We start from the raw sequence: 21,736 nt of genomic DNA on the forward strand, positions 1-21,736 counted from the left end.
GGGCTCAGCGCCGCGCGGGCTCCCAGACGTGCTCGTGCACGAACCCGTGGAGGTCACGCTCCCGGTCGCGGTCCTCGCGCTGCCACTGCTCGTACCCGCCGGAGGTCGACAGGCGGATGCCGGGCACCCAGCTCGGGTCGCAGAACAGCCGGTTCTGCAGGCCCAGCTGGAACTCGGCGCAGCGGACGATGCCGCGGTCCGGGTCCGATTCGGCGTTCGTCGCGTACCGGATGCGGGTGATGAGCGGTGCGCTCCCGCCGTTGTCGAAGAACAGTTCTCCGATCGAGGCGAGGAGGAAATCGTCGTCCTCATCCCAGCAGTCCGGGCGGACGGCCTCGGACGCCACCGCCAGTTGCAGACCGCCGCCGCTGCCGACCCACGTGAGCCGCAGGAAGCCCTCGTCCAGTTCGAAGTAGAGGGTGTAGGAGGTGGTCACGGCCCGCGCGACCGGCGTCTTCCCGTCGAGGTAAGCGGGGACATGGAGGCCATGCACCCGCGCTCCGGAGAGCCGGGCCAGCGTCTTCGTCAAGGCGTCCATGTCTTCCCCTTCGATCGGCCGGTCAAGAATTGCATGATCGTCGATCCGGCACCGGCACCCGGCGGCACGAGCCCGGAATGACCGGTTTGCCCGGCGGATTATTCCCGCTCCGCAGGTGACCGATAAGACGTTGTCGACGGCCTCACGGATCGCTACCGTGGCCTTACACGTGAAGGGAGGTGGTCCGAAGTTGTATAGCAACGGGACTCGTGAGGTGGCTGTCCGCTAGCCGCTGTCCTCGACAGCTTCGTAGAAATTTTCTTGCAGGACGTCGAGACCGTGTGGCAGCGGTACGGCGAATACCAGACAGCCACCCGACCCCCGGGGATCCGGCCTTGTCCGACCGGACCACGCTCCGCCACGGCGCGTGGAAGTCCCCGGGGGTCGCTTCATTTCCGGGGAGACTCCCCGGGCGCTTCACTGGCGGGGGAACGCAGGCGATGCGTGAGCTGACCGTCCTCGGGACGGCGAGCCAGGTGCCCACGCGGCACCGCAACCACAACGGTTACCTGCTCCGCTGGGACGACGAGGTCATCCTCTTCGACCCGGGCGAGGGCACCCAGCGGCAGATGCTCATGGCCGGGCTGGCCGTCACGCCGCTGCGGCGCATCTGCATCACGCACTTCCACGGCGACCACGCGCTGGGCCTGCCCGGCATCATCCAGCGCATCTCGCTCGACCGGGTGCCGCATCCGGTGCACGTGCACTACCCCGCCGGCGGCCGGGACTATTTCACCCGGCTGCGGCACGCGACCAGCTTCTACGACGTCGCGCAGCTCGTCGAGGAGCCGGTCGGCGACGGATACCGCACAGAGACGGCCGCGGGCACGCTCACCGCGCTGCCGCTGCGGCACTCGATCGAGACGTACGGCTACCGCCTGGCCGAACCGGACGGCCGCCGCATGATCCCCGCGTTGCTCGCCGCGCACGGCATCGCCGGACCCGCCATCGGCGAGCTGCAGCGGACCGGCCGGTCGGGCCGGATCACCCTGGACGACGTCAGCGCGCCGCGGCCGGGCCAGCGGTTCGCCTTCGTCATGGACACCGGCCTGTGCGACAACGTCTTCGCGCTCGCGGAAGGCGCCGATCTGCTCGTCATCGAGTCGACGTTCCTCGCGGAAGACGCCGCGATGGCCGCGCAGGTCGGCCATCTGACCGCGGGCCAGGCCGCGTCGGTGGCCCGCCAGTCGGGGGTACGCACGCTCCTGCTCACCCACTTCTCCCAACGGTACGGGGACAGCACCCGCTTCCTCGACGAGGCCCGAGCGGAGTTCGACGGCGACATCGTGCTCGCCGAGGACCTGATGCGGGTACCGGTGCCGCCCCGCCGCGAAGCAGCCGAACCGCACCGGCCGGAACCAGCGCCGGCACACCAGGAAGCAGCCGAACCGCGCCGGCCGGAGCCGGCGCCGGCACACCAGGAAGCAGCCGAACCGCACCGGCCGGAGCCGGCGCCGGCACACCAGGAAGCAGCCGAACCGCACCGGCCGGAGCCGGCGTTCGCACGCCACGAGGCAGGCGATCCCGGTCATGCCGCCGGTGAGACGCCCGCACTTCCCACCCGGACCGGTCCATGAGCGTGCTGCTGCGGCCCGCGGCCGACACGGATCTCGCCGGCATCGGTGAGCTGCACCACCGGTCGCGGGCCACCGCCTACGCCGGCCTGCTCTCCCCCGCCGCGCTCTCCTTCGGCAGCCCGGCGGCCATGGGCGAGTGGTGGACGGAACGCTGGAAGTGGGAACGGGACACGCACCGGCTCACCGTCGCCACCGTCGACGGCGAGCTGGCCGGCTTCTCCTATCTCGGGCCGAGCGCCGAGGACGGCCTCGCCGAGCTCTCGGTGATCCACGCGGCGCCGGAGTTCGTCGGCACCGGAGTCGGCAGGGCGCTGATGCGCGACGCGCTGCCCGCGCTCGCCCGCATCGCCGACCGGGCCGTGCTGTGGGTGCTGGAGGGCAACGCCCGGGCCCGGCTCTTCTACGAGCGTGGCGGCTGGACGGCCGACGGCGTCTCCCGCACCGACTCGATGGGCTGCGACACCGTCCGCATGCTGCGCTACTCGCGCCCGCTCCGAGCTCCTCACGTGCCGCGCTGACGGGGTCACGTGCGCTGAGCGCGCCGCGTGCTGCGTGCCGTGTGCTGCGAGCGCGCCGCGTGCTTTGACCGCGCCGGGGTGCTCTGAGGCGCCGCGTGCTCAGACGGCACGCCGTGGCTCAGAGGGCACGCCCTGGCTCAGAGGGCGCACCGCATGCGCTGAGCGGATGGCATTCCATTGTGCGGCGCTGGGCAGGACCGGGGACTGTCCGAGTGCCACGCCACGTTGGCCGTGCGAGCGGAGGGAGGGCGGGAGCGCGTGACCGAGTGAATGCGGGGGAACCTGTGGTCACGCACTCCCGCCTACCGCGCCCGCCCCTACCGGGTTGTGCGCCTGGCCGGAGGCGCCGACCGGCGGAGGCGTGCCGGTCGATCGGCGGGGCGGGTCCGGGGTGCGGGACACCGCGTGCTGGCGGGGCTACGGCGGTGTCACCGCGGTGAGGCGTCGCGGGAGCGGGTCTGCCGGGGGACGGTCACGCTTCCGCTCGACGCCTTGTCGATCAGTCGAAACGGCCTCGGTTGAGCTCGTCGGTCTTGCGGATCTCCCGGCGGACCCGGTTGTCGTCGAAGACACCGGGGACGTCCCGCAGGCTGTTGAGGTCGTGGCGCAGCGTCCACGCCTCGCGCCACGGGCGCCGGGAGGCGGCATCGGCTCGTTCGGCGATGCGCCGGGGTGCGCACGGCCACCGCCACCCGCACCAGACGCAGTTGCCGTCGTGACTGGCCTCGGCGTGACGGCCGAGCATCCGCTGGGCATCCTGCCAGAGCAACCGGTCCACGATGCCGGCCGACGCGGCCTGGTCGACGATGACCATGTTCTACGAACCTCCGTCCGGATGCGTAGCTCTGTCGTACCCCATACAACCCCGGGCACCGAACCGCCGGTCGGACTGAGTGTGCGACCCCCGCAACTATCCGTGACTGTTCCATGGCTTCGCTTCGCTCAGCGGGCACTGCGCCCCTGGGAGCCGATGAGGAGGGCGCAGTGCGACTCTGGTCGCGCTCGAGCCATGTAGTGCATCGGCCTGGTGGCGAAGGAGAATTACGGGGGGCTGTTCGCCAGGGGCGGACGGGGGACGGACATCGATGCGGCCGCCGCCGATGTTGGTAGTGCCATGGATACCGAACACACGGATGTCGAAGGCCGGGCACTTGATGCCTACAGCCGTGTCGTGACCGGAGTAGCCGCCGCACTTCTGCCGTCCGTCGCCGCCCTCAGCGTTCGCACCGCCCGGGGTTCCGGCGCCGGCTCGGCGGTGACCTTCACCGACGACGGGTTCCTGATCACCAACGCCCACGTGGTGGCCGGCGCCACGGGTGGCACCGCCACGTTCGCCGACGGCACCGAGACCCGGTTCGACGTGGCCGGCGCGGACCCGCTCTCGGATCTCGCCGTCGTCCGCGTCCACCGGGCGGGCGCCCCGGCCGCACCGCTCGGCGACGCCGACGGCCTGCGCATCGGCCAACTGGTCGTGGCGGTCGGCAACCCGATGGGCCTCGCCGGCTCGGTCACCGCCGGGGTGGTCTCCGGCCTCGGCCGCTCCCTGCCCGCCCGCGACGGCCGCCGGGTCCGCGTCATCGACGACGTCATCCAGACCGACGCGGCCCTCAACCCGGGCAACTCGGGCGGCGCCCTCGCCGACGCCACCGGCACCGTGGTCGGCGTCAACACGGCCGTGGCCGGCTACGGCCTCGGCCTCGCCGTCCCCGTCAACAGAACGACGCGCCACATCATCGGCGAACTGGTCACCTCGGGCCGGGTGCGCCGAGCCTGGCTCGGCGTCGCCGGCCTCCCGGTGCCCCTACCCCCACCCCTGGCCGACCGCCTGGGCCAGAAACTCGGCCTCCGCGTCGTCGAGGTGGTGCCGAACAGCCCCGCCGGCCTCGCCGGCATCTACCTGGGCGACATCCTTCTCACGGCGGGCGGCACCCCGATCCAGACCGTCCAGGCCCTCCAGCGCCTCATGCTCGGCCCCGCCATCGGCAAGAACCTCCCGATGACTCTGCTCCGCAGAAACGCTCTGGTGGACGTCGTCACAGTCCCCACAGAACTCGACTGAACCGGCGTCCGCGATGCGAGGGGGTTTCGGGGCCGGACCACTCACGCAGGTCGTCGGGGCGGGCCGAGCGTTCTGGGCGCCCCGCGCCCTGCTCGGCCCGCCCCGGCCCTCGGCGGGAGCAGCGGTCTGTACCCACCACCCCGCTACGACATCCCGCTCTTGACCTTGATCTTGCTCTTGACCCTCAGCTCAGGTGCGCAAGAAGATCCTGGCGCGTCAGAACCCCCGCCGGCTTGCCGTCGATGAGGACCATCGCCGCGTCCGACTTCTCGAGCAGGGCGACCGCCTCGCTCACCGGCTGGCCGCCGCCGATCATCGGCAGCGGGTGGCCCATGTGGCGCTCGATCGTGTCGTGCAGATGCGCCTGGCCCGTGAAGAGGGCGTCCAGCAGCGCCTTCTCCGAGATGGAGCCCGCCACCTCGCCGGTCACGACCGGCGGTTCCGCCTTGAGCACCGGCAGCTGGCTGACCCCGTACTCGCGCATGTAGTCGATGGCGTCACGGACGGTCTCGGTCGGGTGGACGTGGACCAGCGGCGGCATCGTCCCGCCCTTGGCCTCGAGCGCCGTGGCCACGGTCGGTGCACCGTCGCCCGTGGAGAGGAAGCCGTAGCGGGCCATCCAGTTGTCGTTGAAGATCTTGGACAGGTAGCCGCGGCCGCCGTCCGGGAGCAGGACCACGACGACGTCGTCCGGGCCGGCCTTGCGGGCGACCTCGAGGGCGGCCACCACGGCCATGCCGCAGCTGCCGCCGACGAGCAGGCCCTCCTCGCGGGCGAGGCGGCGGGTCATCTCGAACGAGTCCGAGTCGGAGACCTCGATGATCTCGTCGCAGACCTCGCGGTCGTACGTCGTCGGCCAGAAGTCCTCGCCGACGCCCTCCACGAGGTAGGGCCGGCCGGTGCCGCCGGAGTAGACCGAGCCCTCGGGGTCGGCCCCGATGACCTTGACGCTGCCCTGCTCCTTGAGGTAGCGCCCGACGCCGCTGATCGTGCCGCCGGTGCCGACGCCCGCCACGAAGTGGGTGATCCGGCCCTCGGTCTGCTTCCAGAGCTCGGGGCCGGTCTCCTCGTAGTGCGAGCGCGGGTTCGCCGGGTTGCTGTACTGGTTCGGCTTCCAGGCGCCCGGGATCTCGCGGGCGAGCCGGTCCGAGACGTTGTAGTAGGAGCGCGGGTCCTCGGGGGCCACGGCGGTCGGGCAGACGACCACCTCGGCACCGTACGCCCGCAGCACGTTCTGCTTGTCCTCGCTGACCTTGTCGGGACAGACGAAGATGCACCGGTATCCGCGCAGCTGGGCGACGAGGGCCAGCCCCACGCCGGTGTTGCCGCTGGTCGGCTCGACGATCGTGCCGCCCTCTTTCAGGATGCCCGCCTTCTCGGCGTCCTCGACCATCCGCAGCGCGATCCGGTCCTTGACCGATCCGCCGGGGTTGAAGTACTCCACCTTGGCGAGAACGGTCGCCGCGATGCCGTCGGTGACGCTACGCAGCCGGACGAGGGGGGTGTCCCCGATGATCTCGACGACGTTGTCGTAGTACCGCACGTCTTTGTGCCCTTCTCGGTGCTGACCTGTGACTGATCAGGTCAGCCTACGGCTCAGGGCACGATCTTCCCGAGCAGGACCGAGTCGCGTTGCTTCTCCCACGCGAGGAACCGCTCGGTCTCGCTGAGCACGCTGCCGGCGAGCCACGCGATCATCGCGGCGTCGTCGACCAGCCCGAAGATCAGCAGAGCCGCCTCCGGGATCACGTCGATGGGCGAGATCACGTACGCGGTCGCGGCGGCCATCATCGCCACCCGCACGCCGCCGTCGTACTCGCCGCGGGCGGTCGCCTTCATCATCCGAGGCAGCGCCGCCAGGCGCTGGCCGATCGAGGGGCCGCCGCGGGCCCCTGCCATCAGCGCCTTCGCGAGCGCGGTGAACGCGGCGGTCCGTCGCAACGCCTTGGCCATGGTCGTCCCCTTTCGCCGATTCCAGCATGACGTCCATCCGCCAGTTGTGCCCGCTCGGCGGGGGGGTTCAGCCGTCCGTCGCACGACCGCGTTAGCCTCGAAGACCCCACCCATCGCCGGAAACCGGTCCCCACCGACGGTCGACGGGCCATCCCCACCCGGGCGAGAGCGAGGGAGAGCATGCGACAGCTGCGAAATCTGACAGCGGCGGATCGCCGGCGGATCAGGATCGCCGGCCAGGTCGCGGGTGGTGTCACGGGAGCCGCGGCCGGGATCGGCCTGCTGTCGGCGGGGGTGCTGCTGCACCAGGCGGCGGACGCCCGCCGGGTCATCCCGCTGGCCGAGGCGCCACCGCCTCGCGGCGACGGACTGTACGGCCCCAAGTTCCCGGGCCGGCCGCTGAGCATGGTGATCCTGGGCGACTCGTCGGCGGCCGGATACGGCGTGCACCGCCCGCGCGAGACGCCCGGCGCCCTGCTGGCCATGGGCGTGTCCCGCCGGCTGCACCGGCCGGTCCGCCTGCACCGGGTGGCCGTGGTCGGCGCCACCTCGGCGGGCCTGCCCTACCAGGTGGACGCGGCGCTGGAGTACGACCCCGAGGTCGCGGTGATCATCATCGGCGGCAACGACGTCACCCACGTGTCGGCCCGTACGGCGGCCGTGCGCCACCTCGCCGACGCGGTCCGGCGCCTGCGGGCCGTCGGCTGCAAGGTCGTCGTGGGTACGTGTCCCGACATCGGCGCCATCCAGCCGATCAAGCCGCCGCTGCGCTGGCTGGCCCGGCGCTGGAGCCGCCAGCTCGCGGCCCAGCAGACGGTGGCGGTGGTCGAGGCGGGCGGCCGTACGGTCTCGCTCGGCGATCTGCTCGGTCCGGCGTTCGTGGCGGATCCCGTGCGCATGTTCGGCTCGGACCACTTCCACCCCTCGGTCGAGGGGTACGCCCGCGCGGCCGCGGTGATCATGCCGACGCTGATGGCGGTGCTGGGCGAGGAGGAGGACCGCATGCCGGCCAACGGCCTGGACGGCGTCCGCAGCCTGCCGCAGGCGGCCCACGAGGCGGTCCGCGCCGCGGGCACCGAGGTGAGCGGGACGCGGGTGAACGGCCGCGAGCGTGGGCCGGCGGGGCGGTGGGCGCAGTTGCGCCGGCACCCGTGGTTCGGCGAGCCGCGGAGCTGGCTCGGGCACCGCGCCCTGGCGTTTCTGCCGTCGGGCACGGTGGGTGCGGGGGCCGGGCCGGCCGACCGCGAGCCTGCGACCGGCGGATCGGCGTCCGGCGGCACCGCGACCGGCGAGGCGACTGCCGACGGGTCGACGCCCGAGGCTGCGACACCCGGCGAGGCGACACCCGGGGCAGCGACACCCGGCGAGGCGACGTCCGACGGGGCGACGCCCGGCGGGAAGGCCGACGGCGGGACCGCGGGAGGCGGGTCGATCGGGGGGTTCTCGTTCGGCGGCCAGTCGATCGGGGGGTTCTCGCTGGGCGGCAGCTCGCTGGGGGGATTCTCGCTCGGCGGCAGCTCGGCGAGCCGGTTCCTGCTCGGCGGCAGCGCGCTCGGGGGGCTCTCGGGCAGCGGTGCGGTTGCCGGGGTCAAGCGGGCGGGAGCGCACGTGGCAAGCCGGATGAGCGCTCGCGTTGCCCGTGGGTCGGGCCGGACGGCCGCGAGCGCCGTAGGCTGGAGACCGGAGGATCATCAAGCGACCGTCGACTGACGGCCGCGGCAGGGCTCAGCACGCGGCAGGGAGGCGACATGACGGGCCTGACGGGACGGATCGGCAGGGCGGCGGCCACGACGCTGTTCGCCTCGGCCGTGGGCGGTGTCGCCCTGCTCGCGGGTGAGGCCCTGGCCGCCAAGAGCCGGCGGTACGCGAAGCCGACCATGGGCCTGGCGCTGCGTACGTCGATGGGCCCGTCCGCCGCGCCGCCGCTGCGGCTGGTGCTGCTCGGCGACTCGGCCGCGATCGGCGTCGGCGTCGAGTGGCTGTCCGAGACGGTCGGCGGCCAGCTCGCCCGGCTGCTGGCCGACGGCACCCCGGAGACCGGCCGGCGGCACGTGCTGCTCTCCAGCGTCGGCGTGGCGGGCTCACGCTCCACCGACCTGGCCACCCAGGTGGCTCGCGCGCTGCTCGGCGACCGCCCCGACGTGGCGGTGGTGCTGATCGGCGCGCACGACACCACCGCTCTGCGCGGTCCCGAGGAGTCGGCCCGCTACCTCGGCGAGGCCGTACGCCGGCTGCGCGACGCCGGCGTCCAGGTCGTCGTCGGCACCTGCCCCGACCTCGGCGCCGTACGCTCGATCGCCCAGCCGTTGCGTCAGGTGACGGCCTGGCTGGGACGCCGGATGAGCCGCGCCCAGGCGGCGGCGGTGACCGAGGCGGGCGGCGTGGTCGTGGACCTCGCCGGCGAGACCGGGGCGGTGTTCCGGGCGGACGCGGGGACGCTCTGCTACGACGGCTTCCACCCGTCCGCGGACGGCTACCGGGTGTGGGCGCATGCGCTCTACCCCGCGGTGTTCGAGGCCGCCCAGGCGGCGGGCCGGCGCTCCATCCAGGAGTAGGACCCCCCTCCATAGATCGGACATTTGGGTGTGACGAAGTGGCGCTTCCGCGATAAGTTACCGGCGCGTTAACGTGTGGTCATGCCGGAAGCTGTCATCGTCGCCACCGCCCGCTCCCCCATCGGCCGCGCCGTCAAGGGGTCGCTGAAGGACCTGCGCCCCGACGATCTCGCCGCCACCATCGTCGACGCCGCGCTCAGCAAGGTGCCCCAGCTCGACCGGGCGCTCATCGAGGATCTCTACCTCGGTTGCGGCCTGCCCGGCGGCGAGCAGGGCTTCAACATGGCGCGCGTGGTCGCCACGCTGCTCGGCCTCGACGGGCTTCCGGGCGCGACCCTCACCCGCTACTGCGCCAGCTCGCTGCAGACCACCCGGATGGCGTTCCACGCGATCAAGGCCGGCGAGGGCGACGTCTTCATCTCCGCCGGCGTCGAGACCGTGTCGCGCTACGCCCGCGGCAACTCCGACGCCCTCCCGCCGGAGGCCCAGGAGCTCGTCGGCGGGGGCTGGGAGAACCCCAAGTTCGCCGAGGCCCGGGTACGCACCACCGAGGCCGCCAAGAACGGCGGCGTCTGGCACGACCCCCGCGAGGACGGCCAGCTCCCCGACATCTACCTCGGCATGGGCTACACGGCGGAGAACCTCGCCCAGGCGTACGACGTCAGCCGCGAGGAGATGGACGAGTTCGGCGTCCGCAGCCAGAACCTCGCCGAGAAGGCCATCGCCAACGGGTTCTGGCAGCGGGAGATCACCCCGGTGACCACCCCGGACGGCACGGTGGTCTCCACCGACGACGGCCCCCGGCCGGGCGTGACCATGGAGGGCGTGGCCGGCCTCAAGCCGGTGTTCCGCCCCGACGGCCGGATCACCGCCGGCAACTGCTGCCCGCTCAACGACGGCGCGGCGGCCGTAGTGATCATGAGCGACACCAAGGCCCGCGAGCTCGGCATCACCCCGCTCGCCCGGATCGTGTCGACCGGCGTCACCGCCCTCTCCCCCGAGATCATGGGGCTGGGCCCGGTGGAGGCGTCCCGCCAGGCGCTCGAGCGCGCCGGGATGACCATCGACGACGTCGACCTGGTGGAGATCAACGAGGCCTTCGCGGCGCAGGTGATCCCCTCGTACCGGGAGCTGAACATCCCGCTGGAGAAGCTCAACGTCAACGGCGGCGCGATCGCCGTCGGCCACCCGTTCGGCATGACCGGCGCCCGCATCACCGGCACCCTGCTGAACTCCCTGGAGTGGCACGACAAGTCCATCGGCCTCGAGACGATGTGCGTCGGCGGCGGCCAGGGCATGGCGATGGTGCTCGAGCGCCTGAGCTGACCCACCGCACCGCAATCTTCCGCCGGGTCCGGCTGCCGCAGAGGGCGCCGGGCTCGGCGGACCTCATTTCACCGGCCGTTAGCGCCGTCCGATCACCGGCCGTCAAGGCCGCCGTCTCGCCGTCTCGCCGTCGGGGCCGTGGGGCCGTGGGGCCGTGAGGCCGTGGGGCCGTGGGGGCCGTCCGGGCGGTCCGGGCCGTCCGGCCCTGGCCGGTCGTCGGCTCGCCGGTCGCGGTCGCTGCGCTCAGAGGGCCTCGCGCGTGGCGCGCACGGCCTCGGCGGCCCGACTCAGAAGGTCGTCCGGTGCCGGGGCCGCGAGCAGGTCGTCGGTCATGACGCGGAGCTGGTCGGGCAGCGTCGTGTCGGCCTCGCGGGGCACCTCGCGCGGTGGCCGGCGCTCCGCCTCGGCGCCGAGGTCGGCGAGGCGCTGCACCAGCCCGTGGACGAGGTCGCCCCGGGTGAGTACACCCGCGGAGGCGGACCAGCGGCCGGTTTCCCAGTGGCCCACCTGGGCGAGCAGGCGCTGGACCAGGGTCCGGAGTTCTTCGGCAGCCACGGGCACGACCCTACCGACAGCGAAACGCCCGGCCCGCACGAGGCGGACCGGGCGTTTCGGTGTCGTCGGGCGCGACGTCGGTCGTCGCCCTGGAGCGCGATGGTCAGTCGTCGCCCTGCAGGAAGCTCAGCAGGCGCAGGATCTCGATGTAGAGCCAGACCAGGCTGACCAGGATGCCGAAGGCGGCGGTCCAGGAGTAGCGCTGCGGGAGGCCCATCCGGACCCCCTCCTCGACCTCGTTGAAGCTCAGGATGAAGCTCAGCGACGCCACGACGATGCACACCAGGCTGAAGACGATGCCGAGCGGGCCGTTGTCGCGCAGGCCGGTGTTGACGTCGAAGAGCGCCAGCACGAAGTTGATCATCATGACGCCGAACAGGCCGGCCATGACCGCGATCATGCCGCGGGCGAACTTCGGCGTCGCCCGGATGACCCGGGCCCGGTAGAGGGCCGCCATCAGGAAGAAGACGCCGAAGGTGGCGACCACCGCCTGCAGGACGACGCCCTGGTAGCCGGCGATCACCTGGAAGAACTTGCTGACCAGGCCGACGAAGGTGCCCTCGACGACCGCGTAGGTGACGACCAGGGCCGGGTTGGCCATCCGGCTGAACGAGATGACGAAGCCGAGCACCAGGCCGACGATCGCGGCGCCGATCCAGGCGGGGCCGATCAGGCTGTCCGGGATCAGGTTCCAGGCCGCGACGGCGGAGATGCCGGTGATGCCGAGCAGCGTCACGGTCTTGACGACGACGTCGTCGATCGTCATGGGCTGCACGGCCGGCGGCGAGGCCGGGTAGCCCGTGGCCGTCGGGTACGGCTGACCGTAACCCGGCTGACCGGCGGGCGGTCCGTACGGTCCGTATCCGGCCGCGCGCTCCCGCTCGGCCGCCTGGCCGAGGCGCGAAAGCACCGGGTTCGAAGTCTTCACTGTGTCCAGTCTCCCTTTGAGGTTGAGGGGTCGTGCCCTATAAGAGTAAGCGCTTTACCAGCGGTAAGCCGTCCTGCGAGGCTGTGAACGAGCTGAAAACCCCGCACGTCCGGGATATCTTGCCTGGTTGAGCCGGCGGTGCCCGGTTTCCGGCCGATCCGGCGTCGTGCCGGATGGGTCCGACCCGATACGGTGAGGGCCAGCGCCCCGGCCCGGGTGGTGGAACGGCAGACACGGCCGCCTTAAAAGCGGCTGCCCAAAAGGCGTGCGGGTTCGAGACCCGCCCCGGGCACCATCCGACCGTCCGGCACACGAGCCGGCCGCCTCGGAGTCGCCCCCGGCGCCCGTCCGGCCCGAGGCCACACCAAGACGCGAGGCCGGACCACGGCGCAGGGCCAGGCCACGGCGCAGGGCCAGGCCACGGCGCAGGGCCAGGCCGCGGGGCGAGGCGGGACCACCGCGCGGCGCCAGGCCAGGCGCGGGTGGTGCCGGGCCTGGCCTGGTCGCGGTGGTCAGCGGGTGGCGGCTGCCACCGGCTCCGGGCTGCGCTCGTCGCCCACCGGCGGCGTGACGTGGGTGAACTCCTCACGGGGCGCGTGCAGCTGGCCCAGCGAGATCACCTCGCGCTTGAGCACGAAGGCGAGCGTCCAGTCGGCCAGCACGCGGACCTTGCGGTTGAACGACGGGATGCGGCTCATGTGGTACGTGCGGTGCATGAACCACGCCGGGAGCCCCTTGAGCTTCACGCCGTAGATCTTCGCCACGCCCTTGTAGAGGCCGAGGCTGGCGACGCTGCCGGCGTACTTGTGGCGGTAGTCCTTGGGGGTGCCGCCGTAGATCACCTGGCGGATGTTGTCGGCGAGCACCGCGGCCTGGCGGACGGCGTGCTGGGCGCTCGGCGAGCACCACGCGCCCGGGCTGGTCAGGTCGGGGACCTGGGCGCAGTCGCCGGCCGCCCAGGCGCCGTCGAGGACCCGGTCGCCGTCGACGACCTGCAGGGTGGGCAGGCAGGTGACGTGGCCGCGAGGGCCGCGGGGCAGGTCGGTCTGGTCGAGCATCGGCGACGGCTTGACGCCGGCCGTCCAGACGATCGTCTCGGCGCGGAAGACGTCGCCGTCGGAGAGGTGGACCTCGCCGTCGACGCAGGACTCCATGCGGGTCTCGAGGCGGATGTCGATGCCGCGCTTGCGGAGCTGGCGGGCGGCGTACGCGCCCATCTCCGGGCCGACCTCGGGCAGGATCCGGTTGGACGCCTCCACGAGGACGAACTTGACCTCTTCCTTCTTCAGCTCCGGGTAGTACTTCAGGCCGTCGCGGACGACGTCCTCCATCTCGGCGAGCGCCTCGACGCCCGCGTAGCCGCCGCCGACGAAGACGAACGACAGCGAGGCCCGGCGCACCTCGGGGTCGGGGGTGACGGCCGCGACGTCGAGCCGGTCGAGGATGTGGTTGCGCAGGTAGATGGCCTCACCGATGGTCTTGAAGCCGATCCCGCGCTCGCGCAGGCCGGGGATGGGCAGCACGCGGGAGACCGAGCCCGGCGCCACGATGATGTGGTCGTAGGCGATTTCCTTGATCGGCCCCTCGATCGGCTGCACGGTGACCGTCTTGCGGGCGTGCTCGATCCGGGTCACCTCACCCGAGACGATGTGGCAGCGCTTGAGCTCCCGGCGCAGCGGCACCACCGAGTGACGCGGCGAGATGTTGCCGGCCGCGGCCTCGGGCAGGAACGGCTGATACGTCATGTGCGGCTGGGGGTCGATGACGACCACCTCGGCCCGGCGGGCGTTGACCTTCTTCGACAGGCGCAGGGCCGCGTACAGCCCCACGTGACCTGCGCCGACTACCACGATGCGTTGCGGTTTCACGTAGTCATTGTTCCGCCCCGGCCCGATCGACGCCTCGTTCTGTGACCAATCCCAAACGGCGAAGTCAAGAGCGGCCACGGCGATATTTCGGTTTCATTTCGCTGAGAACTTAGGGTGGGCTTCCCGTCACGCTCGGCGCAGTAACCGGGCCAGCAGCACGGTGAGGCCGACCGCCGCCGCGAGCCCCACCAGCGTCGCCAGGACGAAGGCCGGACCGGCCAGCTCGGCGGTGAGGCCGAGGGCGATCACGGTCAGCACGGCCGAGCCGAGGACCACCGCGCCGGCCCGCAGCAGCCAGCCGGTGACCACGTCCGCGGTGACCACCGCGTCGTACGGCAGCACGGCCGCCAGCGCCGACAGGGTGTGCCCGGCGTACAGCAGGGTCGCGACCGCGAGCACCCGCCAGAGCGCGATCCGGGCGTCGTACCAGGTGGTGTCGAGGATCCAGCCGGCGACGACCGCGAGCGCGGCGACGGTCGGGCCGCGTCCCCGGGGCGCGATCGCCGGGTACCCGGCCACGACCACCAGCAGGACCACGGAACGGCTCAGGACCAGCGACACCGGCCAGGCGACGAGCAGCGCCGCGAGGAAGGCGAGGCCGATGCCGCCGCGGACGAGCAGGGGCAGCACGCTGGCCCGGGCCACCGCCGTACGCGCCCGCTCGATGCGGCCCGTGATGCCGGCGCGCACGTCAGCGCCCCCTCGGCGCGGAGGCGAGCCGCGCCACGTCGCGCAGCACCAGGTCGAGGCTGCCCGCGCCGGCCCAGCTCACCACCGGTACGCCGTGCTCGCGCAGCCGGCCCAGCACGTTCTCGCGCTCCAGCCGCCACAGCCGGGTCGCGAGCGGCGTCCACGGGTTGCGCTGCGGCGGCGCGGCGCCGGCCGGCAGCGTGTCGACGGCCACGGTGTAGCGGCCGGACTGCACCAGGCCCGCCAGCATGTCCGCGGCCCGCGGGTCGACCAGCGGGGTCAGCACCATCACCAGGGCGTCGGAGGAGACGTTGTGCGCGCCGAAGACGTGCTGCTCCTGGTCGCCGTCGTCCGCCCGGACGTCCAGCAGCCACTCGAGCACGGTCAGATACTGCCGGCGGCCGGTCGCGGGGCGCAGGCGGCGGGCCGAGGCGCCGTACTCGGCCAGCGAGACCCGGTCGCCGCGCTGCAGGTAGTGCTCGGCGATCGCGGCGGCCGCCCGCACGGTCGTGTCCAGCACGGACGCCTCGCCCTGCACGCCGCCCGAGGCACCGGCCTCCCCCAGCACGTCGAGCAGGATGAGCACCTCGGCGTCGCGGTCGGACAGTGTCGAGGCCACGTGCAGGTCCCGGGTGCGCAGCGACACCCGCCAGTCGATCCGGCGCAGCCGGTCGCCGGGCGCGAACGGGCGTACCCCGGCGAGCTCGCCGCCCTCGCCGGGACGGCGCGACCGGTGGTTGCCGACCAGCCCGGCGGCCGCGGGCATCGCCTCGGTGGCCGCGAACGGCTCGGTCTCCGGGTAGACCCGCACGCCCCGGGGCGGGACCACGACCGGGCGGCAGGCCAGCAGCCCGCCGCACGCGGCCACCCGGGCCGCGGCCGGGCCCACGTCGTGCCGGCCCCAGCGCCGCGCCGTGCCGGGCAGGTCGACGGCGGTCCAGGCGTCCGGCGCGACGCTGACCGCGAAGGGCCGGTCGGCGTCCCGCAGCCGCAGCCACGGCGAGGTACGGGTCCGCAGCACCACCAGGTCGTACGCGATCACGTCGGGGTTGGCGACGGTGACCGACGCCGCGACCGCGCCCCCCTCGACGATGTGCTCCTCGTCGGCGTCGATCCGCAGCTCCGGCGCGGACCGCGGCATGCGGCGCAGGCCCACCGCCGCGCCGATCGCGAACGGCGCGGCGAGCAGCACCAGGTCGACCCGGCCGAGCGCGACGCCGAGGACCAGCAGCAGGCCGGTGAGCAGCACCGCACGCCCCAGCGCCCGGGTCGGCACCCAGACCGGCGGGGGCGCCCAGACCGCGCCGGCCGCGTCCTCGCTCGGAGGCACCGCGGCCCGCAGCGGCGGCGGGTCGGTGGTGGTCACTGCTCGGCGTACCCGCCGGCGTACGTGGGCAGCGCGCCGCTGGCCGGCGCCGGGACGTTGCGCAGCACCTCCTGGACCACGAACGACGGGTCCACCCGGCGCAGCCACATCTCCGGCCGCAGCGTGATCCGGTGGGCGAGGGCCGGCACGGCGACGTCCTTGACGTCCTCGGGCACCACGTAGTCGCGCCCGGCCATGACCGCGCGGGCCCGGGCGAGCAGCAGCAGGGCGAGCGAGCCGCGCGGCGACGAGCCGACCAGCGCGGAGGCGTGCTCGCGGGTCGCGGCGGTCAGCGCGACGATGTAGCGGCCGATCGAGTCCTCCACCGCGACCGACTCCAGCGCGGCCTGCATCGCGCGCAGGGTCCGCGCGTTCACCACGGGGGCGAGCTGGGCCTCCTCCTGGCGGCGCGACATGCGCCGGCGCAGGACGTCCCACTCCTCGTCCTGGGTCGGGTATCCGAACGACACCCGCAGCAGGAAGCGGTCGAGCTGCGCCTCGGGCAGCGGGTACGTGCCCTCGTACTCGATCGGGTTGGCGGTGGCCAGCACGTGGAACGGCGGGTCGAGCCGGTAGGTGACGCCCTCGACCGAGACCTGCTTCTCCTGCATCGCCTCCAGCAGCGCCGCCTGGGTCTTCGGCGGCGTCCGGTTGATCTCGTCGGCGAGCAGCATGTTGGTGAACACCGGGCCGGCCCGGAAGGCGAAGTCGCCCTTGCTCTGGTCGTACAGGAAGGAGCCGGTCACGTCGGCGGGCAGCAGGTCCGGGGTGAACTGCAGCCGGCGGAAGTCCAGGCCGAGCACCTGCGCGAAGGACCGGGCGGTCAGCGTCTTGCCCAGCCCGGGCAGGTCCTCGAGCAGCACGTGGCCGCCGGCCAGGATGCCGGCGAGCACGAGCTCGAGGGCGTCCCGCTTGCCGACCACCACGCTGCCGACCGAGTCGAGGACCGCGCCGGCCAGCCGGCCCACCTCGTAGGGCGGCATGGCCTCCACGCTCGCGTCCGTCACCGAACCACCCTTCTCAGATCTTCTCCAGCGCGTCGACGCACGCCGACAGCTCCCGGGACTTCGGCGGCCGGCGCCCGGGCTCCTCCAGCATCCGCCACAGCGGCTCGCCCAGCAGTTCCCGTGCCCGTCGCGGATCCGACGAACGGGTGATGCCGTGCCGCAGCCGCAGCCGCTCGTCGGCGAGTTCCGCCAGTGCGGGCTGCACGATACGCGAGAACCGGTCGGCGTCGTGCTGCGCCGAGTCCAGGTGCCGCTCCCACCGGCGTACGGCCGCCCGCAACGAGTCGTCGCCGGCCCCCTGGCCGGCGCCGAGGTCCGAGGCCCGGCGGCCCCGGGGCGCCGGCGGCGGCGCCACTTCGGACACCGCGCCCATCAGCAGGCGCAACGCCGTGAAAGCGGCCACGACGAGCGGGATCGAGACCTTGATGCCCTGCGACCGCAGGACGGCCACGGCGACCGTGGTGGCCAGGGCGACCAGCAGCACGTTGCCGGCGATCCGGGCGGTCCGCGAGCGGGGCCGCGCGCCGGCCCCGGCCGGCTCCTCGGCGGCGACGGCGGGTTCGGCCCGGCCGCCGAAGAGGTCGTCGAGGCCGCCGTCGGGGTGGCGGCTCACGTCGGTACCCCGGCGCCGAGGTCGGCGCGCAGCCGCTCCAGCGCGGACACGGCCTGCTGGCGCATCTGGTCGTCGACGGTGTGGGTGGCATACCGGGCCTGGCGGTAGACGTCCGCGAACGGGGTCAGCACGGCGGCCTCGACGCGCTGCTCGGCGAGCAGCCGGGCGACCAGGTCGGTGGGGCTGTCGCCGGCGTGCCGCGGGGTGCCCGCCGCCGCCGCGGCCTGCTCCAGGCGCACCCAGCAGGCGATCACCGCCCGGCGCGGGTCACGGTCGGTGTCGGAGAGCTCCTGCAGGCCGGCGTCGAGGGCGGCCACCAGGTCCTCCGCCGTACGCGTCTCGGACCGGGCCGTGGCCCGGCGGCCGCCGCGGCGCGCCCGCCTGCGGCTCCGGTCGCGCAGCAGGGCCCACACCACCAGGAGGAGCACCACCACCGCGGCCAGGCCGAGCACGAACCAGGCCGCGGTGCCCACCCACTCCGGCAGCTCGCGGGCGGCCTCCACCGGCTCTCGCGTCGCCGACTCGGCCGCTTCGGGGGTCGGCGGCAGCAGCGGCGCGGGGGTCTCCGCGAGTTCGATCCCGGCGTTCGGGTCGAAGCGCTCCAGCTGCGGCGCGGACCGGGTGGCGGCGAGCGAGGCGAGGAAGAGCAGGGCGAGGACGGCGGCCAGGGGCCACCAGCGACGCAGCGCGGCGAGATCCAATGCTCAGGCTCTGATCCGTGATCGGCGGGATGTCGGCAGGACACGCATCATGCCAGGCCCGCGATCCGTTTCGCACTGGCGAACACGTCGTCCAGCATCGTGGGGGTGAGCCGGCCGGTGAAGGTGTTCTGCTGCGACACGTGGTAGCAGCCGAGCAGGTCCGGCACGCCCGGGAGGACGACGTGGGCGCCGTGGCCGAACGCGGGCCGGGGTACGGGGGGTCTCCGGCCGTACACCTCGCGCAGGACCGGCCACCATGCCGCCCACGCGAACGCACCGAGCGCGACCACGACCCGCAGGCTCGGCCGGATGAGGGAGACCTCCCGGTGCAGCCACGGCGCGCAGGTGTCGCGCTCGGCGGGCAGCGGCTTGTTGTCCGGCGGCGCGCACCGGACCGCGGAGAAGATGCGCAGGTGCCGCAGCGCGAGGCCGTCGTCGGCGGAGACGCTCGTCGGCTGGTTGGCGAGGCCGGCCCGGTGCAGGGCGGCGAAGAGGACGTCCCCGGAGCGGTCGCCGGTGAAGATCCGCCCGGTGCGGTTGCCGCCGTGCGCGGCGGGGGCCAGACCCAGGATCGCGATCGGCGCGTCGGCGGCCCCGAAGCCCGGGACGGGCCGTCCCCAGTAGGTCTGGTCCCGGAAGGACGCACGCTTCGTGGCCGCCACGTCCTCACGCCACGTGACCAGCCGCGGGCAGGCGAAGCAGTCCGCGACGCCGGCGTCCAGCACGGCCAGGTCCGGCGCGGCGGCCGCGTGGGCGGCGACGTCTTCAGGGGTACGGCTGCGCACCCGTCCAGCAGAGCATCCGGGCGTACGGCCCCGGGAGCCGGGGTGGCGTCAACCGGCCCGCCGCAGGCAGAGCAGGTAGCCGCCGCCCGCGGTGCTGGTGTAGAGGAAGTACTCCTCGTCGGCCTCGAAGAACCGCTCGCAGGACCGGCTCGCCGAGTCGCTCTCGCCGTCGACGCGGCCCACCACGGTGAAGGCGGCGGTGGCCTCGGCACAGCGGACGACCCTCGCGCCGGGCCGGGCCACCGAGGCGGCCAGGCAGTCGCCGACGGCGGCGTCCTCGGCGGCGTCGCCGGTCGTCAGCAGCGACACCACGATGCCCAGCGTCGCCAGGGCCACCACGACCGCCGCGACGCGCCGTACGAGCAGGTTCCTCACGTCGGGTCCTCCCTCCCGGGGGACCTAACGACTCGGCGGCGCTCCGGCTTCTCCCTAGCGGCTCGGCGTGGGGGACGGCTTCGCGGGGCCCTTCGACGACGGGACGGGCGAGGAGGAGGCGCCCGGCATGTGGAACGGAGCGCCGCCCGGACAGTACGGATACACGCCGGCCTGCTTCTCCTCGCCGATCTCGGCGCTCTCGTCGTAGCAGTACGGGTCGCCGAGGTGGACCGGCTCGCCGTTCTGGTCGAAGAGGCGGGCGTTCGTCACCAGCCGGCCCTGCTGGTCGTAGACGAACACGTCCTGCACGCCGCTGTACGGGTTGTCGTAGTTGACGTCCGAGTAGTACGACTGGCGGGCGCTGCTGTCGACGTCGAAGAAGCCGGCCACCGCGACCATGGCGAGTACGGCGGTGGCTCCGTACAGGGACAGGCGCGACCACTGGCGCAGGCGCGGCGCCCGCCGGCCGAACCAGATCGAGCCGAGCACGGCCACGGTGAGCAGGATCAGCGCGACGAGGACACTGTCGCCGATGCGCGGCAGCAGGCCCAGCGGCTGCCCGCTGTTGTCGAGGATCCCGGCGACGACCATCGCGAGGAGATAGCCGCGCAGCACCCACCAGGCCGGGCGCAGGAGGCGGAGGAAGTCGCTGAGCCGCTCGTAACCGACGGCCTTGCCGAAGCGCACATCGGCCTTGCGCAGCGGCGGCAGGACGTAGTCACGCAGCGCGGGCGTGATCTGGTCGCGCAGCTCGCCGATGACTCGCGGCCGGCTGCTCGGCGGGTCGGGGAAGCCACCCACGAAGGGAGCCGCGCCGCGCAGGTCGGCGGCGTACGCCTCGGGGCTGCCCAGCCGGTCGGTGAGCGAACCCTCACCGTCGGCCATGACCTCCGTCAGGTGCTCGGTCAGGTCCTCGAGCAGCTCGTCACGCTGCGCCTCGGGCAGGTCGCCGAGAGCCGCGCGGACCGCGTAGACGTACGCGGTGATCTCGTCCTGGGCCGTGGGTTTCACGCCGTCCCCCGCTCGCGAAGCAGATCGTTCATCGTGGAAGCGAACTCGTGCCAGATCTTGCCCGACCGCTCCAGCTCGGCCTGGCCGGCTCTGTTCAGCGAGTAGTACTTCCGGTGCGGCCCCTCGATGCTGGGCACGACATAGGTGGTGAGCAGCCCGGCGTTGAACAGCCGGCGCAGCGTGCCGTAGACGCTGGCGTCCCCGACCTCGGCCAGCCCGGCGGTCCGCAGGCGGCGCAGGATGTCGTACCCGTAACCGTCGTCCTCGCGCAGGGCGGCGAGCACGGCCAGGTCCAGGACACCCTTGAGGAGCTGGGTGGTATCCACGCGCAGCACAGTACTTCGCGATACGAAGTAGTGTCAAAGATCGACCCCGGGCACTGGCGCGCTCCGCCGGAGCTCGGGCTCAGGCCAGCGAGAAGGCGATCCCGTCGAGGATGTCGTGCTCGCTGGCGATGACCGACGCCTTGTTGGCCCGCTCCATGACGATGCGCAGGATCAGCGCGCCCGCGCCGATCACGTCGGCGCGGCCCGGATGCATCACCGGCAGGTCGAGCCGGTCCGCGACCGTCGACCCGAGGATGTCGGCGGTCACCTTCGTCACGTCGTCGCGGTGGATCCGGGCATGGTGGATCCGCCCGGGATCGTACTCGGGAAGTCTCAGGGCCAGCGCCGCGACGGTGGTGACCGAGCCGGCCAGGCCGATCAGGGTCGCCGCGCCGTGGCCCGAGACCGCACGGAGCGCGTTGTCGACGGTCTTGGTGATGTCGCGCTCGGCGGCCCGGATCTCCGCCGGGGTGGGCGGGTCGCCGTGCAGGTGCCGCTCGGTCATCCGGACGCAGCCGATGTCCACGGAGACGGCGTGCTTCACCTCGCGGAAGCCGACCACGAACTCGGTCGACCCGCCGCCGATGTCGACGACCAGGTACGGCGGCTCGGCGTCCAGGCCGTGCAGGGCGCCGGTGAAGGAGAGCCGGGCCTCCTCGGTGCCGGTGATCACCTCGGGCTCCACGCCGAGCACCGAGCGGACCATGGTGCGGAACTCCTCCGCGTTGGAGGCGTCCCGCGAGGCCGAGGTGGCGCACATGCGGACGCGGTCGACGCCCAGCTCGGCGATCTCCGCCGCGTACCCGACCAGAGCCTTGCGGGTGCGGTCGATCGCCTCGGGCGCGAGCCGTCCCGTGCTGTCGACGCCCTCGCCGAGCCGGACGATCTCCATCCGGCGCGCGACGTCCGTCAGCTTTCCTCCCGCCACGTCGGCGATGAGCAGGCGGATCGAGTTGGTGCCACAGTCGATGGCGGCGACTCTCAC

The 21,736-nt window shown here is 73.2% G+C and carries 21 protein-coding genes, 1 tRNA gene and 2 pseudogenes; 7 read left to right on the top strand and 17 right to left on the bottom strand.

What is annotated here, in order from left to right; translation table 11 throughout:
* Positions 1-4 precede the first annotated feature (4 nt).
* A complete protein-coding gene (locus IEY99_RS19310) occupies positions 5-538 on the bottom strand; it encodes a hypothetical protein (RefSeq protein ID WP_189205143.1) in 534 nt (177 codons plus the stop codon).
* Between the two features lie 440 nt (positions 539-978).
* Between IEY99_RS19310 and IEY99_RS19315 the strand changes: the two are divergent.
* Positions 979-1,869, top strand: a pseudogene (locus tag IEY99_RS19315) (ribonuclease Z); the annotation flags it as partial.
* Positions 1,870-2,111: 242 nt separating this feature from the next.
* Entirely contained in the window at positions 2,112-2,633 is a 522-nt protein-coding gene (locus IEY99_RS19320; RefSeq protein ID WP_189205145.1) for a GNAT family N-acetyltransferase, read from the top strand.
* A 499-nt stretch (positions 2,634-3,132) separates the two neighbouring features.
* On the opposite strand, the gene IEY99_RS19325 is transcribed toward IEY99_RS19320, so the two are convergent.
* Positions 3,133-3,447, bottom strand: coding sequence for a hypothetical protein (locus IEY99_RS19325; protein ID WP_189205147.1), 315 nt, complete (start codon positions 3,445-3,447; stop codon positions 3,133-3,135).
* Positions 3,448-3,804: 357 nt separating this feature from the next.
* Between IEY99_RS19325 and IEY99_RS19330 the strand changes: the two genes are divergently transcribed.
* A complete protein-coding gene (locus IEY99_RS19330) occupies positions 3,805-4,692 on the top strand; it encodes a S1C family serine protease (RefSeq protein WP_229798970.1) in 888 nt (295 codons plus the stop codon).
* 184 nt (positions 4,693-4,876) lie between these two features.
* Here IEY99_RS19330 and IEY99_RS19335 read toward each other — a convergent pair whose 3' ends face one another.
* Both IEY99_RS19335 and IEY99_RS19340 read right to left on the bottom strand, forming a co-directional pair.
* Entirely contained in the window at positions 4,877-6,235 is a 1,359-nt protein-coding gene (locus IEY99_RS19335; protein ID WP_189205151.1) for a cystathionine beta-synthase, read from the bottom strand.
* Between the two features lie 53 nt (positions 6,236-6,288).
* Positions 6,289-6,645, bottom strand: a complete 357-nt coding sequence (locus IEY99_RS19340) for a YkvA family protein (protein ID WP_189205152.1) — start codon at positions 6,643-6,645, stop codon at positions 6,289-6,291.
* Between the two features lie 180 nt (positions 6,646-6,825).
* Between IEY99_RS19340 and IEY99_RS34340 the strand changes: the two are divergent.
* From IEY99_RS34340 to IEY99_RS19355, 3 genes and pseudogenes are all read left to right on the top strand, one after another.
* Positions 6,826-7,806: pseudogene (locus IEY99_RS34340) on the top strand (SGNH/GDSL hydrolase family protein); the annotation flags it as partial.
* 587 nt (positions 7,807-8,393) lie between these two features.
* The gene (locus IEY99_RS19350) at positions 8,394-9,200 is read left to right on the top strand and encodes an SGNH/GDSL hydrolase family protein (protein WP_189205154.1); all 807 of its coding nucleotides are present in this window, start codon (positions 8,394-8,396) and stop codon (positions 9,198-9,200) included.
* 81 nt (positions 9,201-9,281) lie between these two features.
* Positions 9,282-10,526, top strand: a complete 1,245-nt coding sequence (locus IEY99_RS19355; RefSeq protein WP_189205155.1) for an acetyl-CoA C-acetyltransferase — start codon at positions 9,282-9,284, stop codon at positions 10,524-10,526.
* Between the two features lie 243 nt (positions 10,527-10,769).
* On the opposite strand, the gene IEY99_RS19360 is transcribed toward IEY99_RS19355, so the two are convergent.
* Positions 10,770-11,081: a hypothetical protein gene (locus IEY99_RS19360; protein ID WP_189205156.1), complete on the bottom strand. Its 312-nt coding sequence runs from the start codon at positions 11,079-11,081 to the stop codon at positions 10,770-10,772.
* Between the two features lie 103 nt (positions 11,082-11,184).
* Positions 11,185-12,009 (bottom strand): Bax inhibitor-1/YccA family protein, encoded by an 825-nt coding sequence (locus tag IEY99_RS19365; RefSeq protein WP_189205157.1) that lies wholly within the window; start codon positions 12,007-12,009, stop codon positions 11,185-11,187.
* A gap of 210 nt (positions 12,010-12,219) precedes the next feature.
* Between IEY99_RS19365 and IEY99_RS19370 the strand changes: the two genes are divergently transcribed.
* Positions 12,220-12,304: transfer RNA gene (locus IEY99_RS19370), tRNA-Leu, on the top strand.
* Positions 12,305-12,521: 217 nt separating this feature from the next.
* Here IEY99_RS19370 and IEY99_RS19375 read toward each other — a convergent pair.
* The 11 genes from IEY99_RS19375 to IEY99_RS19425 form a co-directional block, all read right to left on the bottom strand.
* Entirely contained in the window at positions 12,522-13,877 is a 1,356-nt protein-coding gene (locus IEY99_RS19375; protein ID WP_189205158.1) for an NAD(P)/FAD-dependent oxidoreductase, read from the bottom strand.
* 126 nt (positions 13,878-14,003) lie between these two features.
* Positions 14,004-14,567 (bottom strand): hypothetical protein, encoded by a 564-nt coding sequence (locus IEY99_RS19380; RefSeq protein WP_189205159.1) that lies wholly within the window; start codon positions 14,565-14,567, stop codon positions 14,004-14,006.
* A 1-nt stretch (position 14,568) separates the two neighbouring features.
* Positions 14,569-15,933, bottom strand: a complete 1,365-nt coding sequence (locus IEY99_RS19385; protein WP_373293392.1) for a DUF58 domain-containing protein — start codon at positions 15,931-15,933, stop codon at positions 14,569-14,571.
* Entirely contained in the window at positions 15,930-16,916 is a 987-nt protein-coding gene (locus IEY99_RS19390) for an AAA family ATPase (protein WP_189205817.1), read from the bottom strand. The genes IEY99_RS19385 and IEY99_RS19390 overlap by 4 nt, the downstream gene beginning before the upstream one ends.
* Before the next feature lie 37 nt (positions 16,917-16,953).
* Complete coding sequence (locus IEY99_RS19395; RefSeq protein ID WP_189205161.1) at positions 16,954-17,553, bottom strand: hypothetical protein; 600 nt, start codon at positions 17,551-17,553, stop codon at positions 16,954-16,956.
* Complete coding sequence (locus IEY99_RS19400) at positions 17,550-18,254, bottom strand: DUF4129 domain-containing protein (RefSeq protein WP_189205163.1); 705 nt, start codon at positions 18,252-18,254, stop codon at positions 17,550-17,552. Before IEY99_RS19400 ends, IEY99_RS19395 begins: the two co-directional genes overlap by 4 nt.
* Before the next feature lie 47 nt (positions 18,255-18,301).
* Positions 18,302-19,039, bottom strand: a complete 738-nt coding sequence (locus tag IEY99_RS19405; protein ID WP_189205165.1) for a uracil-DNA glycosylase — start codon at positions 19,037-19,039, stop codon at positions 18,302-18,304.
* Positions 19,040-19,087: 48 nt separating this feature from the next.
* Complete coding sequence (locus IEY99_RS19410; RefSeq protein ID WP_189205167.1) at positions 19,088-19,414, bottom strand: LppU/SCO3897 family protein; 327 nt, start codon at positions 19,412-19,414, stop codon at positions 19,088-19,090.
* A gap of 54 nt (positions 19,415-19,468) precedes the next feature.
* Positions 19,469-20,425, bottom strand: coding sequence for an HAAS signaling domain-containing protein (locus IEY99_RS19415; RefSeq protein WP_189205169.1), 957 nt, complete (start codon positions 20,423-20,425; stop codon positions 19,469-19,471).
* Positions 20,422-20,751 carry a PadR family transcriptional regulator gene (locus IEY99_RS19420; RefSeq protein WP_189205171.1) on the bottom strand — a complete coding sequence of 110 codons (330 nt, stop codon included), beginning with the start codon at positions 20,749-20,751 and terminating at the stop codon, positions 20,422-20,424. Before IEY99_RS19420 ends, IEY99_RS19415 begins: the two co-directional genes overlap by 4 nt.
* 79 nt (positions 20,752-20,830) lie before the next feature.
* Positions 20,831-21,736, bottom strand: a complete 906-nt coding sequence (locus IEY99_RS19425) for a Ppx/GppA phosphatase family protein (protein WP_189205173.1) — start codon at positions 21,734-21,736, stop codon at positions 20,831-20,833.

Source organism: Couchioplanes azureus (assembly GCF_014648355.1).
In the GTDB taxonomy this organism is placed as follows: domain Bacteria; phylum Actinomycetota; class Actinomycetes; order Mycobacteriales; family Micromonosporaceae; genus Actinoplanes; species Actinoplanes azureus.